Source organism: Flavobacterium phragmitis, from assembly GCF_900112575.1.
In the GTDB taxonomy this organism is placed as follows: Bacteria; Bacteroidota; Bacteroidia; order Flavobacteriales; family Flavobacteriaceae; genus Flavobacterium; species Flavobacterium phragmitis.
This window is the reverse complement of sequence record NZ_FOMH01000009.1, coordinates 149,623-173,641: the sequence shown is the minus strand read 5'-3', so window position 1 is coordinate 173,641 and position 24,019 is coordinate 149,623. Positions and strand designations below refer to the sequence as shown.

At 36.4% G+C, this 24,019-nt stretch carries 11 protein-coding genes; 2 read left to right on the top strand and 9 right to left on the bottom strand.

Going from position 1 to position 24,019, the window contains the following annotated elements; genetic code table 11:
* Positions 1–33: 33 nt before the first annotated feature.
* From BM289_RS16755 to BM289_RS16715, 9 genes are all read right to left on the bottom strand, one after another.
* On the bottom strand, positions 34–2,493 hold the full coding sequence (locus BM289_RS16755; protein WP_091495636.1) for a pectate lyase family protein: 2,460 nt from the start codon (positions 2,491–2,493) through the stop codon (positions 34–36).
* A 15-nt stretch (positions 2,494–2,508) separates the two neighbouring features.
* Positions 2,509–4,923: a DUF5703 domain-containing protein gene (locus BM289_RS16750; RefSeq protein WP_244165397.1), complete on the bottom strand. Its 2,415-nt coding sequence runs from the start codon at positions 4,921–4,923 to the stop codon at positions 2,509–2,511.
* A gap of 204 nt (positions 4,924–5,127) precedes the next feature.
* Entirely contained in the window at positions 5,128–6,552 is a 1,425-nt protein-coding gene (locus BM289_RS16745) for a sialate O-acetylesterase (protein ID WP_091495634.1), read from the bottom strand.
* 159 nt (positions 6,553–6,711) lie between these two features.
* The gene (locus tag BM289_RS16740) at positions 6,712–10,149 is read right to left on the bottom strand and encodes a glycosyl hydrolase (RefSeq protein ID WP_244165396.1); all 3,438 of its coding nucleotides are present in this window, start codon (positions 10,147–10,149) and stop codon (positions 6,712–6,714) included.
* Between the two features lie 324 nt (positions 10,150–10,473).
* Entirely contained in the window at positions 10,474–13,803 is a 3,330-nt protein-coding gene (locus BM289_RS16735) for a glycoside hydrolase family 2 TIM barrel-domain containing protein (protein ID WP_091495807.1), read from the bottom strand.
* A 151-nt stretch (positions 13,804–13,954) separates the two neighbouring features.
* Entirely contained in the window at positions 13,955–15,079 is a 1,125-nt protein-coding gene (locus BM289_RS16730) for a glycoside hydrolase family protein (RefSeq protein WP_091495632.1), read from the bottom strand.
* A 306-nt stretch (positions 15,080–15,385) separates the two neighbouring features.
* Positions 15,386–17,062, bottom strand: coding sequence for a glycoside hydrolase family protein (locus BM289_RS16725; RefSeq protein ID WP_091495630.1), 1,677 nt, complete (start codon positions 17,060–17,062; stop codon positions 15,386–15,388).
* A gap of 232 nt (positions 17,063–17,294) precedes the next feature.
* Positions 17,295–19,481, bottom strand: coding sequence for an alpha-L-rhamnosidase-related protein (locus tag BM289_RS16720; protein WP_091495628.1), 2,187 nt, complete (start codon positions 19,479–19,481; stop codon positions 17,295–17,297).
* A 440-nt stretch (positions 19,482–19,921) separates the two neighbouring features.
* Positions 19,922–20,713 carry an AraC family transcriptional regulator gene (locus BM289_RS16715; RefSeq protein WP_091495626.1) on the bottom strand — a complete coding sequence of 264 codons (792 nt, stop codon included), beginning with the start codon at positions 20,711–20,713 and terminating at the stop codon, positions 19,922–19,924.
* Positions 20,714–20,840: 127 nt separating this feature from the next.
* Here BM289_RS16715 and BM289_RS16710 point away from each other — a divergent pair, with 127 nt between their 5' ends.
* Both BM289_RS16710 and BM289_RS16705 read left to right on the top strand, forming a co-directional pair.
* Positions 20,841–22,052 (top strand): MFS transporter, encoded by a 1,212-nt coding sequence (locus tag BM289_RS16710; protein ID WP_091495624.1) that lies wholly within the window; start codon positions 20,841–20,843, stop codon positions 22,050–22,052.
* Between the two features lie 228 nt (positions 22,053–22,280).
* Positions 22,281–23,672 carry a phosphatidylserine decarboxylase family protein gene (locus tag BM289_RS16705; protein ID WP_244165395.1) on the top strand — a complete coding sequence of 464 codons (1,392 nt, stop codon included), beginning with the start codon at positions 22,281–22,283 and terminating at the stop codon, positions 23,670–23,672.
* Positions 23,673–24,019: the final 347 nt, after the last annotated feature.

Sequence of the window (24,019 nt, the reverse complement as noted above, 5' to 3'; positions counted from 1 at the left end):
CCTAAATCAGCCAAATCTGCGTGAAAACTTTTTTTATTTTACGAAGAAATTAATAGTTCTACTCATTGAATCTCCATCTGCATCTTTTACCGTTACTACGAAAGATGCGAAACCTTTGTCTGAAGCCGTGAACTGAATTTCTTTTCCTTTTAAAACAGCTTTTCCATTTTTTACTTCGGAAAAAGTATAAACTGGTTTGTTTTCGAATCCTTTAAAATAATCTGCTACATTCAACACTTTTTTATCTTTTAAACTGATAAAATAATGAGGCTGAGCCAACCAATCTAAATAATTATCCAATTGCGTAAATCCATCTTTATCGGTATCTTGATTAGCATCTGAGAAATCTCCCGAAGCTGAATTTTCATTTAAACCAAAAGCTTTTTCCCACCAATTTGGCAAACCATCATGATCGGTATCCCAATCTGCTGGACGAGTTTCTGAAGCGAAATTTGGCCATCCTCCAGCATCTTGTTCATTATCGATCATTCCGCCTAAACCGCTTTTACTGCCTTTATAAGTGAAAGTTCCTTTTAAAGTTTCATCGATGATTCGGTTATCGTGTTTATCAAAAAACGGCTGATTGGCACCTACATCCGAAAGTACATTTTTATAAGCTCCTTTAGCAGATTGTGTATTTACATAAGAAGGGAAAAATGGCTTGTCTACGAAAGTCTCATATTCCACTTTTTCTCTATTGGTGACAGTAGATTTTCTTCCTTTCTCCTGAGATTTCTCGTCAAAATAACCCGGCATAACATTCCCATCAAAATAATAACGCTGCATTCCTTTTCCAACGCCTTCATGCTGTGCATTTAACGCTACAAAAATTCCAGTTGAAGCACCCGGTTTATAGTAATTATTGACAAAATTTACCTCGTTTGCACCACCATCAGTTGTTCTTTTTCCCCAGTTGTAAACTACGTTATTAGTGATATCTAATCTACCAGTATAAAATCCGTCACCACTTAAACCGCCGCCAATACTCCAGTTTCTTCCATAATTATGAGCCAGTAAATTATGATGAAAACTACCAATATCACCGCCAATTGTAGCAGCATAACCATGCATTTTTCCTGCTTCGTATTTATCATGGCCAGCCACGTTTAAAGCTTCTGAAATTAATGTTCTTTGTAATGTAATATGATGTGCTCCTCGCGAACTAAACGATTCATCGATCGTCCAGCTAATTGAGCAATGATCAATAATACTATAATCGGCACCTGTTAATCCCATTCCGTCAAAAGTCGTTCCGCCACCGATTCTTACCTTTAAAAATCGGATTACACCATCATTTCCTGTTAATCCAATTGGCGCTCTGCTAATTGTAATTCCTTCTCCCGGAGCGGTTTGTCCTGCAATCGTAATATATGGCTGATTTGCTACTAATCTCGAAGCTAACTTGATATTTCCCGAAACATTGAAAACAATGGTTCTTGGCCCAATTTCCTGATTAATCGCTTCACGTAAACTTCCGGGTCCGTCGTCATTTAAATTCGTTACTTCAATTACTTTTCCGCCACGTCCACCAACAGCATATCTTCCATATCCTTCTGCACCAGGAAACGCCAATTGAGCAGGTTTAAACGACCAAACATTTCCTAATGTCACTTCGCCATTATTATCTACTTCATCGACTCTCCAGTAATAAGTTGTTCCACTATATAAATCAGAAACTGTAAAAGATTTATCGGTTAATTTTCCTTTAAATTCTTTTGAACTTTCTGTTGCATTTTCAACAGCATTTTTATCTTCACCAAAATAAATTTTATGCGATGCTACGTTTTTTACAGCATCCCATTTTAGGGTTAAAGTTTTGCCTACTTCAACATGTTCCTCTCTGTTTTTTGGTTCTGGAGTACGTGCCTGATTCATCAAATTTGGCGTATCAATTTCGAAACCGTTAATGACAATTTGTTTTACAATATCAGGGTTGGAAGTCGGATCAATTTCAAAACGAACGATTACATCTTTGCCTTTTTCAGCATTAAAAGCAATATATGCCATCGAAGCATCAATTTTAGCATTAGCTCTCTGGCTGGCATTTACGGTTTCCTGAAGTTTTCCGTTTACATAGATTTTGATTGGAGAAAAAGTTTTCCCTGTAATGACATCAAAAGCGTTATGAAACGTCAAAAGCGTATGTTTTCCTGCTTTCAATCCGCTGATTTTCAATTCTAAATTTTCGGAAGTAACCAAACCATCGCTTCCTAATTTGTTGTAAAACGGAGCACTCATTCCTACTTTATACCACTTTGAAGTAAAGTTTCCTTTTAACTTAAATGACACATTATTAAATGATTTTTCGGCTTCTTTTCCTTCATTAATCACCCAAGAATCATAACTAGGATCATGGACTTCTTCTAGTCTTCTTTGAAAAAAGTCAAAGTCAACTTTTACAATTTGTTTATCAGTATTTTGAGCTGATTGTGCTTGTCCGTTTGTGGTTAAAAGTATGGACAAAAGAGCACCACTTATTAATTTCTTTATCATTTTTGATTGTAATAGTTAGTTTAATTTCGTTTTCTCTGCTTCAGATTTTCCGAGCAGATTTATAATGTCTTTTTTTCGTTCTTCTGGAATAACTTTTAAAACCTTCAATTCTCCATTTAGGAGTTCGGCTTCAATTGTAGTATTTTGTTTGGCATGTAATTTAAAATGAACGTTCCACTCTTTTGGCCATGCCGGAAAAAGGTAAATTTTCCCGTCTGCTTCCTGCAAAAGCATTTCCTGCATGCCAATCATTCCCGATCCGCCCCAATTATGATCTGGAACCCAGTCAAATCCAGGTCCCCAAAATGCTGGAAAACGTCTTTCTGAATTAGCCATTTTAAGCGTATTGTATTTCATCGCCTCTTTGGTTAAACCCAAACGAGCCGAAAAAATATTATCTTGTTTCCAACCTACATGACTTCTAAATTTTAAAGCATCAGGATCGTATTTCCAAGTATTTAATGCCGTTTTCAAATCTTGTTTTCCAACACCGTAAATTCCCCAGGGATAAACAGGATATAATTGTGGAACTTCCGAATTATTAACTCTTTCCCAAGTTTTAGCAGGAAGTAAAACTTTATGATTTTCAATCTGTCCAAAATTTAAAGGCGGAATTCGGTTTTGAAATCCTTTTAAATATTCCAAGTCTTCTTTTGACAATTGATTTCCTGAAAGGTTTAAAAGACTTTCTGTAATAACTTGCAACGCCGAAATGGTACTATTAGCATTATTCGCCATTTTATAAGTCTCTGCTCCTGAACCAGGATATAAAACCAATTTTCCATTTCCGTCCAAAGCCTTTCTTCCTCTTTGTTTGGCTAAATATTGATAATGTTCATCAAAAAATCGAAGACAGCTGATGATGAATTGATTGTATTTCTGAATATCTTCTCCAGCATATTCTTTCTGCTGTAACATCATCTGGCAAAACTCTAAAACCGTGTCCCATTCATATTCTAACCACGCATTGTATTCCATTCCCGGATCGTAATCTGCTGGGCGTTTCCATTCGTATTCAGCTGGATTTGGAAGTCCAAAGTTTTCTAATTGCTCTGTGAATGATGCACCATTATGTTTCCAGTAAACTTTGCTTCTTAATTCAGCATTTTTTTGAAGGCTCAGGTAATAGTCCAATTGTGATTTCATCATATCAAAATCACCGCTTTTTACCATCCCGAAATAAACCAATCGCTGATTTTGAGCTGTCATTGTTCCTCCTCCCCAATTTCTAAAATCGGGTGTAAAATCTAGGTCTTTATTGGTGTAAACGGGATCAACCGTAAAAAGTCCGCCGTTAAATTTCGTTGGATATTTTCCGTACGCATTGCATCCGAGAATATATCGAAACAATTGATAATTCTGTCCAATTTGATAGACTGAATCTTTGGCAATCGATTGATTTTTTTGAGTGAAAATAAAACTGCGATTCCAGAAATTATTCCACCATTTTTGAGTGTTCTTTTCTGCTTGTTTGAAATTATTTTTATTGGCCGAAATCAGGCTTTTTAATCCGGCATTCCAAGTCGAAAAATCAGATTGATTCGTATTCAAATAAATTTCTAGTGAATGCTTTTTTGAAGGTTTTACACTTGATAAATTAAATCCTTTAAAATCGGTAGATTGGTATTTTCCAAGATATGTTCCGTCTGGTTTTAAGTTATCACCTTTCATGAATCCACCGAAAGTCAGATTCGAAATCGGATTCATCATTTGATCTTTAACCGATTCCATTTTTTGTTGTTTTACCGCAACGTCAAAAACCGTATTTTCTCTGTTTCTGTGGTAAAATTTGATTCCGTTATTTTCAAATAAAATAGAATCTTTATACGTAATAAGTTCTCCTTGAGGTGCCCATTTATAAGAATTGGCATTGTTTTCTTTTCCTTTCGGATAACGGTTTTGATAACGCCAACTTTCATAAGAAGCTGTCATTTTCAACGTATTTTTACTTTCTAAATCAACATGGATAATCGGTTTAAAAACATCTACCCAAAGTTTTATTTTAGTATCGTTTTGTCCAACCAAAACATAACCGTCTTTCAGTTTTAATTCCTGATGAAAACCATCTTTCTCTTCAAACGGATTCGGGCTTAACGTCACTTTTACTCTTCCTAATTTCAATAAAGTATTATGTTCGTCGAAAGTACCGCTTCGTGAAAAATAGAAATACAAATCGCCTTTCTCAACCCAGACATTCATACCAATATCCCCGCCTCCCAAAGGCATCGATTCTGATGAATTCTGACTCTGCGTTGTCCAAACCTGATTGTAATTCTCAAGCGTAGGAATTTGCGCTTTGAGGCAAAGCGTTGTGAAGAGAAGGATGTATTTTATGTATTTCATTTTTTCGTTTTCCTGCAAGGTTTTCAAAACCTTGTAGGTATTTATTTTTTTAATTTTCTCTCGCAGATTCTGCAGATTTATTCTCATTTTTTGTCATTTCGACGAAGGAGACCCGAGCGATAGCGAACTGGCGAAGCAAATCTTCACTAGAAACTCCACATAGAACATCTTCAATCTTTGTCTATTTACGAGTGTGATTTCTCCTTTCAGTCGAAATGACAAACCAGACTTCAAACTAATAACTCAATCATACCTACAAGGTTTTGAAAACCTTACACTAGAGCGTGCGTATTACCACTCATCTGTTCTAAACGAAGAAACCGGCAAACCTCCCGCGCTAAACAATTCCGCTTTAGCGAAATCTTTCCATAAATAACGAACTGCCACTGGATTTTTTACTTTATCAGAAGTCAGAACCACTGATTTTCTTCTCACTACCGTTTTTGCCGGATAAAAAACTTTGTCTTCTCCTGCGATTTCAAAACCTAAAACTTCTTTATCATAAGATGTAATTCCGTTATTAACATCATCAAAAGAAACGGTTACAGTGCCATCTTTAATTTCCATCGATTTGTATTTCGGACTTTCGAATTCAAAACCTTCAATTCCGTACGTTCTGGCCAAAGCCTGAAAAGCCAATCGGTTTCCGCCTTTTTCTTTGTCCATTGGGTGAATGTTATTTTCTTCTCCAACATCCATTAAAACTGCCATTGCCGAATTCTGAATTTCCTTTGAAGCCTTAAACTGCGCTTCTCTCAAATAAGCCGAATTGTATTTTTCTAAATAATCTTTTGGATGAAAAGAAGCATAATTAAACGGTGCAATCTGCGCATAATAAAACGGGAAATCTCCCTGTTTCCATAACGCTCTCCAACTGCTGACCATTTTCTTCATTAAAGCAGTATATTCATAAGCTCTTTCGTAATTCGATTCCCCTTGATACCAGATACAGCCTTTGATTCCGTAACCAATTACAGGCGAAAGCATTCCGTTAAACAAAGTCGTCGGCACACGATTTGGATCTTTTGCTAATTCTTCTTTTGTAGTTGGAATCTTAGCGCTGGTGAAATCTTTAAGCATTTCCTGATTCATCCACGCTTCCATGCTTGAACCTCCGTATGCAACATGAATCAATCCCACAGGAACATCTAAAACTTCCTGTAAAAGCGACCCAAAATACCAAGCCGTAGCACTAAAATTGGATGTTGATTTTGGAGAAGCTTCTTCCCATTTCCCTTCGAAATCTTGCAATGGTTCTAAAACGGTTGCACGAGGAATTGTAATCAAACGGATATTCTTATTGGTTGATCTTACGATGATTTCGTTTCCGTTTTTAACAGGCTGTCCCTGAAATCCTTTCAAAGGCATTTCCATATTCGACTGTCCAGAACAAAGCCATACTTCGCCCAACAAAACATTTTTGATGGTTACTTTTTCATTTCCTTCTGAAACTTCAATCGTGTATGGTCCGCCGAAAGTGGAAGTTTGTAATTCCGTTTTCCACTTTCCTGACGCATCGGCTTTCAGCTTGTAGGTTTTAGAATCCCATGAAGTTTTGATTACGACATTAGCATTCTTTTCTGCCCAGCCCCAAATTGGTGCACTTGATTTTTGTTGCAACATCATGTTGTCCGTAAACAAGGCCGGCAGTTTGATTTTGGCATTGATTTGAAAGCTTGCTAAAATCGTTAATAATGCAATAATTGAATTTTTCATTTTTTATTTATTTTTTGCCACAGATTAAATGATTAAAAAAGGCTTATTAGTTTTAGTTATGTCAGGCTGAGCGAAGTCGAAGCCCGATTCCAATTGGAGCGCCCTTCGACTTCGCTCAGGGTGACAATCCAAATAATCCTTTTAATCTGTGGATAACATTTATTTCTCTTGTAAAATCGTAACTGGACCTAACAATCCCGCTTTCAACAACGGCTCTCCCTCTAATCGGAATGGCGCTGTTGTCCATGTTAATCTTTCTTCTTTTGGTAATTTTTGATCGCCAATTAATCTATTTGCCCAGGTATTTGTGATTATAATTACAATTTCATTTTTACCTTTTTTGAGTACTTTCGAAATATCCGCTTTATAAGGAAATGTCCAAAGTGTTCCGCAGTGAATATTATTAATAACTACTTCTCCGATATTGGCAATTTCACCCAAATCTAGCCAGATTTTATCTGCGCTTTTTCCTTTCCAAACAAAATCCTTTCTATAAATCACAGTTCCTGAATAATATTTAATTTGATCATTTTCAGAAGTACTCCAATCGAAAAGTTTCTTTGTTTTCACCACTTCTTTTGGCCCTTTAAAAGCGGGGTCAAATTGCAATTCCCAATTTTCATCTAAAGTCTGAACTTTCTCAAATTCGGCTAATTTTCTTTTTACAGAAATTTCTTTTGTTTCTTCTTTAAAAATCACAAAACCAGATTCGTTGGCATCCAAACTTATCGAAACAATTGTTCTTCCGTTTTCTATTTTCCAATTGGCTAAATCCGAAGTTTGATTTGTAACGGGATTGTACCATTGCGGTACTTTTCCTGAAATTCTGAAAGACGCCTCAAATACACGTTTTTCTGCTTTTTGATTGGAAATGAAATAAATATCTTCGGTATCCAATTTACGATGCGCCCAAGCTAATGTTTCGGCATCAGCACGGTTTAGGTTTGGAAAATAAATATCCTGAGTAATTCCGATTGAAGCAAAATCGTTTCCTAAATACGGTAATTTGACAACCGTTCCTTTTCCTATTTTCCATGTTTCTGAATTGGCATTATTCCAGATTTGATCAATTACATTCTGCCACTTCTTTTGATCTGCTTCAGAATGTATTCCTGGCTGAAGATTCGGTTTTTCATCTACAAAAATCGTAGCTCCATCTTTTAGTAATTGGAGGATTTTTTCGGCGGAAGCCAAAGAAAGCATCTTATTTGGTGCCATTTTATGACTTCCGGGAAAGAATAAAGCGCCATATTCAATTCCGCCATCAAACGAAATTTTTCCCTTCACCACTTTCGCACGATTAATTAAAACATCGGCATTAAATGAATCATATTGGTAACCATTTAGCGGGTTAATCCATTGTGATAAATCAGTGATATTTTTAGAATAGGTCACTTCTTTTGGCATTTTTGCCGTTGGTTGGCCTTCATTTTCTAAACGGATTTTCTCGCTTTCCAATCTTTCTTTTCCGAAAACATTCGGAATAAAAGGAACCAAACGATCTGGAACAAAAGAACGGGAAGGAAAATCTTCACCAATAAAAACCGCCAGATCAATCACAGGTTTTCCTTTTTGCAATTGAAACTGCACTCTTTGGCAATAATCAAACCATGCTTTTCCGGGTTTCCACCAAGTTTGGTCTCTTTGGAAAAAAGTCCCGATATCATCTAAAGTCATTCCCGGTTTTCTATCCGTCCACGGATTATGCACAAAAACGTGATAGAATAAACGATTAATCCCTAAAGCATAATTTCGGTCAGCTGTTGTTTTTAGATTTCCGGGATGTTCGTCCCAATCCATACGCAGAGCCGTAAAAGATTCGGCCTGAATAATATCTTTTCCGTAAATATGTCCGCCCGAAATGGCATCGACCATATCAAAAGGTTTGTCGTGGGTTGGGCTTTTCAGCCAAAATTCTCCACTTGGATAATCGACATATTTGTAATGAAGCAATGCATCGCTGGTTACAACTGGCGCCACATTTTCGGCACTTAATTTTATGTTGTTTTCTTTGGCAATCTGAGCGACAGTTCCGTAAAAACTATCGGCAACTAAATCGGCAATTGTTTTTCTAATATCGTATAAAACTTTCTCTGAGAAATCGGCACTTTCTACTGGAATTCCAGCCATAACTGGCAGATACTCTACAATATCATAACCACGTCTCTTTTTAAATTCAGCCTGAAAAACCGAAGACCAATTTTGGCTTCCGCACTCCCAGCTGTCAAAATGCAAGATTTCCAGCACTTTTGAAGCCAGTTCTGGGCCCGCCGAACGAACAGCTTCTCCAAACCAATGATCCAACTGAAAACGAATTAATTCTGGATCAAATTTATCAACTTCCAATCCTTTTCCTGCTCCTCCGGTTGCATTTTCATGTCCTGTAGAAGTGTGTCCCATTCGGATAATTTTCCATTTTCCTTTTGGCGCTTTCCAGTTCAGGTTTCCATCAGCATCAACAAAATTCGAAATATTGATGATTTCAGATTTTTTGAATGTTTCAGAATTTGATATTTCTTTTTCTGAAGTCTGTGGAGTCAAACGCCAGATTGCTCCCGATTTTCCTTCGTAATTATTAATCAGTGATTGGTTCGAAAGTGTAATTTTACTCACTTTCAGATTCTGTTTCCACTTCGCAAAATCCAAATCTTCTGCTCCAGGTTCTGTTCCTTTTGGATCATAAACGAATCGGAAATATTTTGCTGTTACGGGCGTAATCGTATGTGTATTCGGGAAATCCATGTCCTGCCAGCCGTGACGTGGCGCAATCATTCTTTCGTGGAATCTAAAATTAGCTCCGTCATCGCTCACTTCTATAATCAGACGTTGTGCCTGAAAGTTTCTTCCTTTGGTTTCAATGACAATTGATTTACAAGTAAATGGCTGTGCAAATTCGTACTGAATCCATCCTGCATCAGCAAACTTAAAGTTCTCGTCTTTTTTAGGATCTGCCAAAAACGAGGCATCTGTATTGTTGGATGTCGTCACTTTTGGCAATTGCATCTGCGAAGTGATTTCGTATTCTTTTATCGGAATCGCAAAAGTGGCAATGTCTTTATAATAGTCTTTGTAATGTGATGGAACTGGCAGTTTTGAAGTGATTTTTTTACCGCCTAAAATTTCAGTTGTTGACCAGACTACTTTCTGCATTGACATTTCTGGTGTAATCCAAGGCCCGCCAGCAACGGCAAATCCGTCAGCTCCGTGAAAAGCCAGTTTCAATCCTAAACGATCTGCTTCTTTAAAAGCCCAATGAATCATATCCCAAAACTCTGGACTTAACTGTAAAACTGGTGGATCAATCAATGGCGGATTTGACGGACCTTTGATAGTCATTAAATAAGCGCCTGCAATTCCAGCTTGTTTCATAGCTTCTAAATCGGCCGTAATTCCGGGTTTAGAATACGCCGATTTCATCCAATACCAATACACCCAAGGTCTTGAGGATTCTAATGTTGGCTGAAAGGATTCTTTTTTATGAACTTCCTGTGCAGAGACGATGCTTGCTAGGAGAAGAAAAAAGATAATAGTCGAAAGTTGGAAAGTCCAAAGTCGAAAGTCTTTTTTGAAAAGAAAAATGTGGTTACGGTTAGACATTATTGTTATTATTTTCTGTTCGTAAACCCGACAGGTTTTTGAAACCTGTCGGGTTTAATATATTTTTTTCTATTAAAACATAGCCAATGGTTCAACCATTGAGACGCAACGTGATTTCTCTATGCGTTTCCCGAGGTTGAAACCTCAGGCTATGTTTGCTAATCTGTATGCATTTTTGTCATTTCGACGTAAGGAGAAATCACACTAGAAATTCTACAATGTATTTCTCCAATCTTTGTCGACATACTCGTGTGATTTCTCGTTCCTCGAAATGACAAACCGTATCTTTTAATTTTTAATTATTAATTTTTAATTATCAATTAACTAATATTTAAACTTCTTCAAACTATTTTCCAATTCATTCTTTGAACCGCTGAAAGGCATCAAATAAAAACTGTATTCATAATTGCCAGATTTAATCTGATATTGTTCTAACGGCTGTGCAACAATGGTCCAGCTGTCGTTTCCTCCTACTCCCATTTGGATTAAATCGATATTCAGCGTTAAAAATCCTGGATCTTTCAAATCGTATGTATGTCCTGATGCACTTAGGTTTTCCTGCGTATATGGCCATGCGCTCATACTTAAAACTTTATTTTCGTTTACTACTAAAAATCCGTTGTTCTTTTGTGGAGTACTTAATGCCATCCATCTTACATCGCATCTGTTTCCGTTTTCTTGCGGTTTTGGATAATGTTCGATAAAATCATTTATTGGAAGCGAATATTTCCCAACAAACGAACCAAAACTTCTGTCGCTGTAATTTTCCAATTCGCCTTTTCCGTACCATGAAATCTGGTCGAAACTTCTTTTGACACCCATCTGCATTCCGATTTTTGGAATGTTCGGCAATTTGTTTGAAGCTTTTAAACTGTAATCTACTTTTATTAATCCGTTTGGTAAAATATTGTAAACCACATTTACGCTTGCACTGTCTTTTATAACTTCATAATTGCTTGTGATTTTAATTGCTGAAGCCGATTTATCAATCGCAATATTTACCAATTTCGGTTTTGCTTTATACCATTGTTTTAATAATTTTTGAGACTTCCAACCACGTTTATCATTGTCTGTAAGTGGTCTTACGAAGTTAGGAAGCAACGGTGCAAAAACTTGCTCTTCACCATTAAAAACATAAGAACTTAAAGCTCCGTTTGTTTTATTAATTGTAATATCAAATGCTTTTCCTCTAATTTTAAAATCTGCATCGGATTCAGAAACGTTTACATTTTCTTTTTTCGATTCAGGCGAAACGGCTTCTTTCTTTTTCAACACAAACTGATCTTCCGCTACAGCGTAACCTCTTGAAGCCCATAATTCATCTTTTGAAAGCTGGAATTCTATATTTAAAATATATTCGGCATCGACTTTCATTTTTGGAAGATACGGACTAACATCTAATGTTGTGGATTGTCCTGCTTCTACTTTGAATGGTTTTAAAATCTGAGTTTTGATTACGTTTCCGTTTTCCAACACTTTTAAAACCGGAATATAACTTTCTAATGATTTAACGGCCTGACGATTTTTAATTTCTAACTGATTTCCGTTTAAAGTCGAAATCGCTGGCTGATACACCCATTTATTCTCAAAAATCGAACCTTTTGGTTTTCCATTAGAATCAACAATTCCTTTTGTATTGAAGTTTCCGTCATGGTATTTTTCGCCGAAATCTCCTCCGTGCGCAAAATAATTCTGCCCTGACCTTGAATCGAATTTCACGATTCCCTGATCTTTAAATTCCCAGATACAACCTCCAATAACTCTAGGAAGCGAACGGAATTCATCCCATAATTCTTTTAAATTCCCAACTGAATTCCCCATTGCATGAGAATATTCAACGAAAATAATCGGACGTGTATCTTTCTTTTGATCTACTAAAAATTTAGGAGTGAAAACACCCGGATAAAAACGGCTGACCATATCGACATACGAATCATCCTGCGGGTTTTCGAATCGATAAGCGTGATCGATTGTTTTTGGATATCTCGGATCAAGTGGATCAATATATCCGTCTAATTTTGCATTTCCTTGTGCTGGTTCATAATGCACTGGACGAGTGATATCAAAATCGTGAACCCAGCCTGACATTGCAGCATGATTTGGTCCTTTTCCGCCTTCGTTACCTAAACTCCACATCACGACCGATGGATGGTTTTTATCTCTTTCGACCATTCGAATCATTCGTTCCATATAAGCATTTGTCCAAAGCGGATCATTGCTTAATTTCCCTCCAATTCCGTGTGTTTCCTGATTGGCTTCGTCCATGACCATGATTCCGTATTGATCACATAATTCGTAGAAATAAGGATCGTTTGGATAATGGCTTGTACGTATAAAGTTGAAATTAAACTTTTTAATCGTAGTAATATCTTGTTTGATATCTTCTCTCGTAACGGCTTTTCCTCTTGTGGGATGATGATCATGACGGTTTACGCCATAAACATAAGTCTCTTTTCCGTTAATGAGCATTTTGCCATTTTCTTTTGAAAATTCAATCGAACGGAAACCTACTTTACAGCTTTTCGCCTCAGTAACATTACCATTTTTATCTTTTATGGAAATAACCATTGTATATAAATTCGGCTCTTCTGAACTCCATTTCTTTGGATTTTTAATGGTCTCCTGAAAGAATCCAAAACGCACATTATCCAAACGAGGATAACTTTCATTGATTAAATCAATTACAGGTCTTTGAAGCGGTTCTTTGAACATGGCCGTATTATTAGCATCGTACAACTGAACGTTCATCGTATAATCTTTGATTTTTGCTCCAGTCAAATTCTCTACTTTTGGACGCAATTTGAAAATCGCATCTTTGTATTCTTTGTCTAATTTCGTTTGAACGAAGAAATCCTGAATACGCAATTTCGGCTCGGCCATAATGAAAACTTCACGTTGGATTCCGCTCATACGCCAGTGATCCTGATCTTCTAAATAAGAACCGTCTGTCCAACGAATGACACGAACGGAAACTACATTTTCTCCCGCTTTTAAATAAGGCGTAATATCAAATTCTGATGGCAGAAAACTGTCTTCGCCATAGCCTAAAAATTCTCCGTTTAACCAAACTTCAAACCCTGAACTTACAGCTCCAAAATGCAAAGTAACGGTCATATCTTTCCAGTTTTCCGGAACGGTAAAACTTCTTTGATACGAACCAACACCGTTATAATCTTTAGGAATATAAGGCGGATTTATCGGTCGAAACGGATAAACGGCACTTTTATAAATTGGATTATCATATCCTTTCATTTCCCAGTTTGAAGGCACTTCGATTTTATCCCAACCTGAAACAGTATTTTTATAAAAATCTTTAGAAGCTTCCTTTAAATTTACAGCATATTTAAAATCCCAATCGCCGTTTAACATCTGGATTCGGCTTTTGGTTCTGTCGCCTTTTAATGCATCTTCAATACTTGCATATGAATAAGCAGTTGCTCTTGATGGCTGTCTGTTAATACTTGTAATAGTTGGATCTTCCCACGGCGCAAATTCATATTTTTTATGCAATTCTGGAACTCCCGCTGGCTCTCCTGTTACGGATTGGGCATGGGTTGTGTAAGATGTTAGAAGTAAAATGAAAAATGTGAATACTGATTTTGGTATCGAAATTCGAAACCTTGAAAAGTTATTTATTTGAATTGGTTGAAACATTCTTTTATTTTTAGTATTTTTTGTCATTTCGAGGAACGAGAAATCGCACTAGAAATTCCGCAATTTTAATCGACAATCTTTGTGGTTACGAGTGTGATTTCTCCTTTCAGTCGAAATGACAAACTAGGTCTTAATACTTAATTCTCTATACTTAATTCTTCTTCTTTTTCTCAGGTGGTGCTACAAAATTCAATTTGCTTTTCCCAAAATCTTTCGAAGTTGCAATTGCAATTCCTCTTTGTTCTGCTTTGTTAACGGCACAGTAAAAATGATAGACAATACCTTCATGTTTTACCACAAATGATTTATGAGCAAACAAATCATCGTATGGTTCTGATGATTTAACTAAATCGTCTCCTTTCCAGTCGGTCCAGTTTACTAAATCATTTGAAACGGCGAAACGGTTAAATGCACCTTGATCCCAACCCGTCCAGAAAGCTCCGAAATAAAACATCACCCAAGTATCATTAATTCGCTGAATGTAAGCATCTCCCGAAATTCCTTTATGATGGTTGATTAATGGTTTATCGCCATAACGCTTCCATGTTTTCATATCGTTTGATACCGCCATCGCAATACGCTCTGCACCTTTTGCAGGATTTAAACTATCGCCACGGGCATTGTAGTACATGATAAAATTGTGTCCCGTCAGTTTATCTTTGTCACGGATTACACTGTTTTTGTACATCGTACTATTGTCCCACCATCTGGCGTCTTTGTCTTTTGGTGTCAAAACCGGATTTTCTAATCTCTGAAATTCGTGTGGTTTTGTTGGTGCTTCTTTGGTATAAGCCATTCCGATTGATAAAACGCCTGCTTCATAACCTTTACTGTCTCCGCCAAAATAACTCATCCAGTATTTGTCATCGTATTTTTGCCATTCGTAGCTTCCACCCCAAATTGGATCTTGTAATGAAATATATCCTGCTTTTTGGTTCACATCCCAATGTTTTTCGTTTTCTGAAAATGACATAACTTTTCCTAGATGTTTCCAATCTAAAAGATTATGGCTTTCTGCTAACCAAGTTTCATAACCTCTTCCGTCGTATATTAAATACGTCATATACCATTTTCCGTCTTTTCTAAATACACTCGGACAATCCATTTTGTATGAGTTGTCAGTAGGAACCATCACCAAACCGTATTTATAAGGCGTTTTGATTTCTTCGTAAATCTCCTGCATTACGCTCTCGGTAATTTCTCTTTTCTTGTATTTGGTTGCACAGCTGGTTATGGCTAGTGCCGAAATGGCCACGATTAGATATTTAATTTTCATTTTTATGTTTTTTTTTGCCACGAAGGCGCTAAGGCTCTAAGTTTTTTTTATTTGCGACTTTGTGTTCTTTGCGAGATTAATTCTTAAGCTTTTATTTAACTCTCACAAAGTCGCTGAGACACAAAGTTTTTTTTCTCTCGCAGATATTGCAGATTTAATTGATTTTTTTATCTGCTTGATCTGCAAAATCTGCGGGAAACTTTAATTTATTTTCTAAGTTTCAAATCAATCAATTAAAATAAAATCTGTGTAAATCAGCGTCTTTACGAAGTAAATCCGTTTAATCCGCGTTCTATTTATGCTCAATTATTTTTTCAATTCTTTTAATTTAGAATCCATTACGTCTTTGTTCAATTTTACTTTTACCATTCCTGTTGGATGAAATCTTCTTTTCAAATCGATTGCATTGTAAACTATCGTGTAAACATCATTTCCTTCTGGGATTAAACATAAGGGCGTTCTCATAATATCCCACCATTTATCTACTTTAGTTTCGATTGGCAAATAATGCGCTTCTGCCCAATTAACGCCGTCTGCCGATAAAGAATACGCAATCATGTTTGGTAAATGATGTCCCCAGCCGTCTGGACCTCCGTCGAAAATCGCGATGTACATACCGTTTGGCAATTGACTTACGATTGGATTTTCAACAAAAAGCGGATGCATGGTTTTAATGGGTTCCAAACCTTTATTCATTCTAATCCAAGGGCCTTCTAAACTTTTTGATTCGGCCAAAGCCACAAACCAACCTTTTCCTGATTTCTTTGGATAATCTGCCCATGAATTGAATGGATACGCACCGCTGTAAAATCCGAAATATTTGTCTCCGACTTGATAAGGGAAAAACGAAGCCACACCCTGACGTCCTTCCCAAGGCTGAGAATCTAATCCTGGTTCCATAATAATTCCCATATCTTTATAAGGACCACCGATTCCGTTGATTCCATCTACAGTCGATTCACAACGCCAGATTCTTCCGAATGAATGATTTGGTTCAATTTCTTTACTTACGGTATAAGCCAAATAATAGCCGTACCATTTGTTTGCTTTTTCATTAAAAACAGGCATATACGACCAAATTGCAGCACGACGATCATTCATTGGATTATCATCTTCTGTAACTGCGTAAACACCGCTCGCTTGATAAATTGTAGATTCTCTTTTCCAGTGAATGGCATCTTTACTTGTCCAATGTCCGATTTTGGTTTTTACACGATCGTAATAATAATCAACGCCTTTTTCTCCCGCTCTTTCGGTTGGAAACATGTGGTAGGTATCGCCAACTTTTACCACACGTCCGCCTTCAAAACCACCCTGAATTCCTTCTGTTCCAGACATTCCTTCATCAATAACGGGTTTGTTTTCTCCGCCAATAATTTCGAAAAGCGGTTTTTCATCTGAAAATCCTTCAACGATAAAAGTTGGGTTCCAGAGTTTTCCGTCTGGAAAATTGGCATTTCTTGATTGTAGATTTTCAGATGCTTTTACAACTCCTAAAATGGCAAATAATCCTTTTCCGAAATTTAATGTTTGAGTTCCTTTTGAGAAAGAAAGTGCATAAATATTTACTGGAGGCAATCCCGTTATAGTGACTCCATTTTCTAAAACTAACTTCGCATTTTGAAGTTTATCCGCTTGAAGATATTCTGAATTATTTTCCTGAAAAACACCAATTAAAACCGTAGCATTTTCTTTAAATTTTAATTGTAATGGATCATTAGTTCCATTTTTATATTTATCTAAAGGAAGTTCAATCCCAGTCAAACCTTGCAATTCAGGAGCTAAACGAACGATATTGTGTTTGCTTCCTGAAAATACATGAGCGTATTGTGTGGTTTTGAACGTTTTGTATTTTGATTTCACGATTTCAAATGATGCTGGTTTCCATGCGGTTGTTTGTGCTGTGGCTTGGATGCAGACAGCTAATAGCATTAGGAAAGCGGTTTTTAATTTGATGTTGTGTTTTTTCTTTTTTGAAAACATTGGTTTTATTTTTTTTGCTTTTTGTCATTTCGACTGAAAGGAGACCCGAGCGATAGCGAATAGGCGAAGCAAATCACACCAGGGATTCCGCAACAATTAGTCGACAATCTTTGTGGTTACGAGTGTGATTCCTCCTTTCAGTCGGAATGACAAACTGGACGTTATAAACTAATAACTAATTACTAGATACTAAGGACTAATCACTCCTAACTCATAACTCATAACTCATAACTTACAAAGCCTTATAACTCACTTTATACTCCACATTAGGTTCTACAATCAATTGATATTTATTTTTGGCTAATTCAGTAATGGCCCCCGAGTTTGTTTTCGGTTTACTGGCACTTTCAAAAATCAATTTACCCTCTCCTTCGCCTGCTTTTACTTTGATTTCTTTGGTACTGCAATACACAGAAACTTCTCCGTTTGGTGTTGGCACTTTTCCTTCCATCCATTTTAAACCTCCAAGATTTGGTTTGATTTCATATTCTGAATAACCTGGAGCAGTTGGTTTTACACCCAAATAATATTTTCCTAATAAGTAAATCGGACTTGCTCCCCAAGCGTGGCAAAGGCTTTTACCGTAAGGACGACCGTACATTGTTAAATGTTCCGTTCCTTTTTTGTTCGGGTTGTATTCTTCCCAGAAAGAGGTTGCGCCTTCATTCAGCATTCCGCCCCAATAATCTTTCATTTCTTTTAAAACGTAGTTTTGTTCTCCCATTGCGCATAAGGCTTCCAATTCGTAGAAACGCATATATGGAGTTGTAATTTGAAGAACATCTTTATTCAACAACACCTTATTTTTGACGCTTTGTTTTTGTTCTTCATTAAAATAATTGAAAAATATACCGAACATATTAGCGTATCTCGTTACAATATTTTGCATTTTCCCATCGATACGCTGGTGTTTCATTACGTTTTCTTTTTTATCCCAAAAAACATCAAATAATTTGGTTTTTAAATCAGTTCCTAATTTTTGATATTGCTTTTGGTCTTCAGTTTTTCCAGCAATTTCAGCACTTACTGCCATAGCTTCTAAACTTCTCGCTAAAAGCATTTGTTCAAAACTGACTTCGCCTGTTTTTGGCAATCCGTCAGCCCAATCAATAAAAACCCAGTCACCTTCTAATGGCTCAAGGAATCCGTTTTTATTTCTTCTTTCTAAACAGAAATCCATCAGCGATTTCATTCTTGGATAAAAAGTTTTGATGAATTTCGTATCGCCTGTATGTAAGTAGTAATCATAAACACCTACAAACCAATACAATGAATAATCCATAATAATATTTACGTGAGCCGTTACAGGATCTTTTCCGCGAAGGGCTAACAACGTTCTTTCTACAGAAGCCGAATCAAAGAACAAATAATAATTCATTAAATAACTCTGATAAGCATCGCCAGACCAAACCCAACGGTCGCGTTTGATTCCGTCGATAAAAAATTCACGAGACGTTAAATGCATCGTGTAAGCTGACACATCCCAAATTTTATTCAATTGTTCATCCGAAGATTTGAATGCGCCACGATAATCTAATGGTAAATATTCATAAAGCATCGAAATCGAATCATATTTTACACCCGCATCTGCTTGCACCTGAACATAACGGAAAGCTTTTGAACCGTTATGAGTGTAAGTTTCAGATTGTTTTCCATCAAAAGATAAATGGTCTAAGGTTTCGCATTTGGCAGAATCCAAAGCTTCTTCACGAGATTCGCCATAATACAATGCTAGTTTTCCTTTTCCTTTTAAGCCGTGAATATTAATGTACCCGAAAGTTTCTTTACCAAAATCTACTAATTGGCCAGCTCCTATTTTTTCCGTTTTCTTTGCGCTTAAAGGTTTGGTTGTTAATTTGAATTCTGAAGGTTTACTTTCTGGCGAATTAAAATTCCAAGAACCAACAGGAACCCATGGCGTACCGGATTGTTGTGCTTTTCCGGTTTCATCAATCCAAAGTTTATCTTCGTTGGTAACTTTCCATGAAGCATCCGATTTAACGTATTTTCCATTAATATAAATAGCCGGCAACACTTCCTGATTATAAACTTTAAAAGAAATTTTGTGTTTTCCCGCAGGAACTGTTATTGATTTTGGCTGTCCATAAATTTGGACGCCGTCTAAAAGTAATTGAAAAGGTCCTTCTGAAAAGATTTTTACTTCATCTGGTTGCGGAATATCTACTTCTGTCTGAAAAGTGACCAAAGCATACGGACTGTAATATTGCCAAAGCGGAGGGAATACGGCTTCGCGTTCTGTACGTCTTACTTGCATTTTATTGCTTAACCAAACTTCAAAATCTCCTGGATACCAGACCCATGTCGCTTCTTTTCTATTTTCCTGTGCAGATGATAATGAACAACAAAAAAGGGCAACAAAAAGAAGTAAGATCTTAAAAATGGAAAAGCGGTTTAGCATAGTAAGTTTATTTTGGGACTAAAGATAAGTGTTATCTACACATTTGACACCCTGCACTATCCTGCTATTTCATAAAAAAGGGTGCTTTTTGATAATTTTTTAAGGTAAAAATTATGAGTTATCACTTTTTTAGTATTAAAAAAAATGATGTTGAGATTTTTATGGTACGCGGATGAGACAGATTCGCTTTCGCGAAGACACGGATTGATGCGGATTTTTTCTTTTTTACTCTTTTTTTGTCATTTCGACGAAGGAGAAATCACACGCGGGATTCCGCAACTTATGTCGCCAATCTTTGTAGAATTACTAGTGTGATTTCTCCTTTCAGTCGAAATGACAAAGATTGTGTTATTTTGGATAAACTAAAAGAAAAAATCCGCATCAATCCGCGTCTTTACGAAGTAAATCCGTTTTATCCGCGTTCAATTTACACTCAAAACCTAAGCAATCATTCTTTCAGATTCATTCTCATCTTCTAAAATATAATTAGAAGGTGTTTTTCCTAAATGTTTTTTGAACATATAAATAAAAGCGCTTGTATTTTCGTAACCTAAATTAAAAGCGATTTCTTTTATGGATTGTTTTTCACTAAGTCGTTTTATGGCTTCTAATAATTTTAAACGAGTACGCCATTCACTAAAGTTCATTCCAAGTTCTTTAATGAATAAGCGAGATAAAGTTCTACTACTCATAAACGAAAGTTCGGCGTAATAATCAATCGTATTTTTGCTGGCAATATCTTCCATTATAAGTTCGACTACTTTTTGAAGTCTTTCGTGATTAGTTGTGGGCAGGAAAGTGGCGCTTGGTTCTATTAAAGCCAGCTCATCCAGAAAAACCGATATGATTCTGTGTTGCGGAGGTGTTAAATCTCCTTCTACACCGAAAGAAATAATCTTGAAAACCAATTGTTTTAAAAACATCGGAATATCAAATGAAAAACTTTTCTCTGGCAATCCTGCCATTGCAGACGGATCGATAAAAACGCTATAGTAATTAACGTCTTTCTGAAAAGTAACCTGATGTTCTACTCCACCCGGAAGCCATAAGCCCTGCAACGGATTCACAACCCAAATATGATTGCCCACAACAACATTCATTACGCCACGGGTTGCATAAATCAGCTGACCTCTTGGATGTGAGTGTGAAACACACATTTCGTTGGTTACCATTTCAGTATAGCCAATAACAGGAATTGATGGATCTACTCTGTATCCATGTTCCTGTGCCATTCGATATGTCCGAATCTGATTATTCATTGTCCAAATATAGCAATTTTGACATTTTAATTTGTTTCAATTTTGTAAAAAATTAATACAGCTGTAATTTTAAAAAATACCATTAACCTAAAAAACACTCATGGAAACCGTTAAAGTACAACCAGAAGTAATTAAAAAAACAACGTATTCGATACTTTTTATAATCAGCTTTTCGCATTTAATTAATGACCTTTTACAAGCTGTTGTTCCGTCTATTTATCCGCTTATTAAAGATAACTTTGGACTAAGTTTTACACAGATCGGAATCATCACTTTTACCTATCAAATCGTAGCTTCGATCCTTCAGCCTTTTGTAGGAATGTATACCGATAAAAATTCTAAACCCTATTCTCTAATTGTCGGAATGTGTTTTACAATGACTGGATTATTTTTAGTCTCAATCGCTACTAATTTTGGTTTCTTACTATTATCAGTAAGTTTAATCGGAATCGGATCTTCGATTTTTCATCCTGAATCTTCACGTGTGGCACATTTGGCTTCGGGCGGTAAAAAGGGATTGGCGCAGTCTATTTTTCAGTTAGGAGGAAATGCAGGAAGTGCCATTGGACCTTTGTTAGCTGCTTTTATTATTATTCCGAATGGACAATCTTATGTGGCTTGGTTTTGTATTATTGCTTTAATTGGGGTTTTTACTCTGTACAGAATTGCGATTTGGTACACAGCACATTTATCTGAAAGAAATGCCAATAAAGCAGCTCTAAAAATTGAAACACATCATTTATCTAAGAATCGTGTAATTGCTTCGTTAATCATTTTATTGGTTCTGATTTTCTCTAAATACTTCTACATGAGCAGTATTACGAGTTACTACACTTTCTTCTTGATTGATAAATTCCATATTTCGATTCAGCAGTCACAAGTCTATTTATTCTTGTTCTCTGGAGCTGTTGCAGCCGGAACTTTAATTGGAGGTCCAATTGGTGATAGATATGGCAGAAAATACGTAATCTGGGTTTCAATTCTTGGCGTTGCTCCGTTTACTTTGATGTTGCCTTACGTTTCTCTTTTCTGGGTTGGAACTTTATCTGTAATTATCGGATTGATTCTTTCTTCGGCTTTCTCTGCAATCTTGGTTTATGCAACTGAACTAATGCCTGGAAAAGTCGGACTTGTAGCGGGTCTTTTCTTCGGATTTGCTTTCGGAATGGGCGGATTAGGTTCAGCTGTTTTAGGAAAAATTGCCGATGCAACGAGTATAGAATATGTATTTAAAATTTGTGCATTCCTGCCTTTGATTGGGGTTATTACTGGGTTCTTACCTAATATTGAAGGAAAGAAAAAGGCCGAGTAAATTTTTAAACACATAGAAACATAGTATTTCGAATTGTCTTTAGAAGGCATTTCATTTTATAATAAAACACATAGTTTTTCAGGATTGAAAAGCTATGTGTTTTTTTTATCTAAGTCGCTTTTCCACAAGTATTTCGTTTCCTGTAACCAATATGAGGTCTTCATAACACCAAAATAACCTTCTGTGACTATTTAACATTGTAGGATTATTTTCTAAAATACCTTCGTTATGAATTTAACCCAAACAACTATGGAAACAACAAAATTTACTAAAGCAAAACAATTATTGGGAGGCTGGTTGCCACAAAACCCAAAAATTATCGAAGATTGGATTAAAAAAATCAAGAAATTTACAGCAGAAAATCCAACACAACTTATTCCCGAAATTGCCGATTTTCAGAATCTAGTATATTCAGACTCTGTTTTGTATGCTAATGTGCAGGGAATGTTTTCTGAAGCTTATTTTTTAAAGCAAACTACTCCTTTAGAATGGGAACCAGAACCTATGACTTTTGAGAATTTCCTTGTTTTACTCAACGGAATCATGCAAACCGCTCCCGAAGCGTACCAAACTGGCGCTCCCGGAAATCAAACACCTGCAGGTATGATTGGTTTTCCTATTAACGCTCTTTTAGCCTGGCCAATGGCGACTAGTTTTGGTTATGATGTTTTCTCAAACACTTTGGTCAATCAGCAGTTAAAAAAGATATTAAACTACTGGTCCAAATTTTTGGTTACAGAAGATTCACGATATGTTTTGATTGAAAATGATCCTTCGCAGAATGTAATCGCCTGGTTGAGCGATATAGCACAATCGGAAATGATGCAAGTTGCTCAAGGAGCATTAGGTTTAGAACCGAATCCTATTTCGCCCAATGCTACATTTTCAGATGTTTTTCAATCAAATCCTTCAGAACTATATTATGGTTTCAAAAGCTGGGATGATTTTTTTACAAGATTGTTTTGCCAAAATGTCCGTCCAGTTACTGCACCCAATGATGATTCAATTATTGTAAACGCTTGTGAGTCGGCACCTTTACAAGTAGCCAAGAATGTAGCATTATCAGATCAATTTTGGTTAAAAGGACAGCCTTATTCATTAGAAAACATGATGAATTTTGATGAATTAGCTCCACAATTTGATGGAGGAACAGTTTATCAGGCCTTTTTGAGTGCCTTGAGCTATCACCGCTGGCACAGTCCTGTAAACGGTAGAATTGTTAAAACAGCTATTGTAAATGGTTCGTATTATCTAGAAAATCTATATCAAGGTTTCTATAATCCAGCGGGACCCGATTCGAGTGCGCCTAACAATTCACAGCCTTTTTTAACAGCAGTTGCCACCAGAGCCTTAATATTTATTGAAGCAGATAATCCTGCAATTGGACTAATGTGTGTAATCCCTGTGGGTATGGCAGAAGTTTCCAGTTGTGAAATAACAGTAAAGGCCGGGGACATTGTGAAAAAAGGCGACGAACTAGGAATGTTTCATTTTGGAGGCTCCACACACTGTCTAATTTTTAGACCGGAAGTTAATTTAGCGTTCACCACTTATGAAACACCAGGTTTAGATGCTCCAAACAATATTCGTGTAAACACACAAATAGCAAAAGTGATCTAAACCTCAAGCTACCTTTTATAAAGCTCAAAAGGCTTTAGCCAAAATATCTACAATTTGGCTAAAGCCTTTTCTATTTTTACTACATATACCTCCAGTTAAAACTGGAGACAACTTATAAAATAACTTTGTTTTATTATTTATATTTTTTTCAAAACACAACCAGAGGTTTCACCCACTGGAACGCAAAGCATATCACATTACGTTTATCAAAATACGTTTCCCGTGGTTGAAACCACGGGCTATGTTTGAAATGGATGATTTTTATTATTTTGAATAAAACTCAGAAAATTATTCCGGTGGCTTTTCATTTTTATTACAAATAAAAAAACACATAACATCATCTTAAA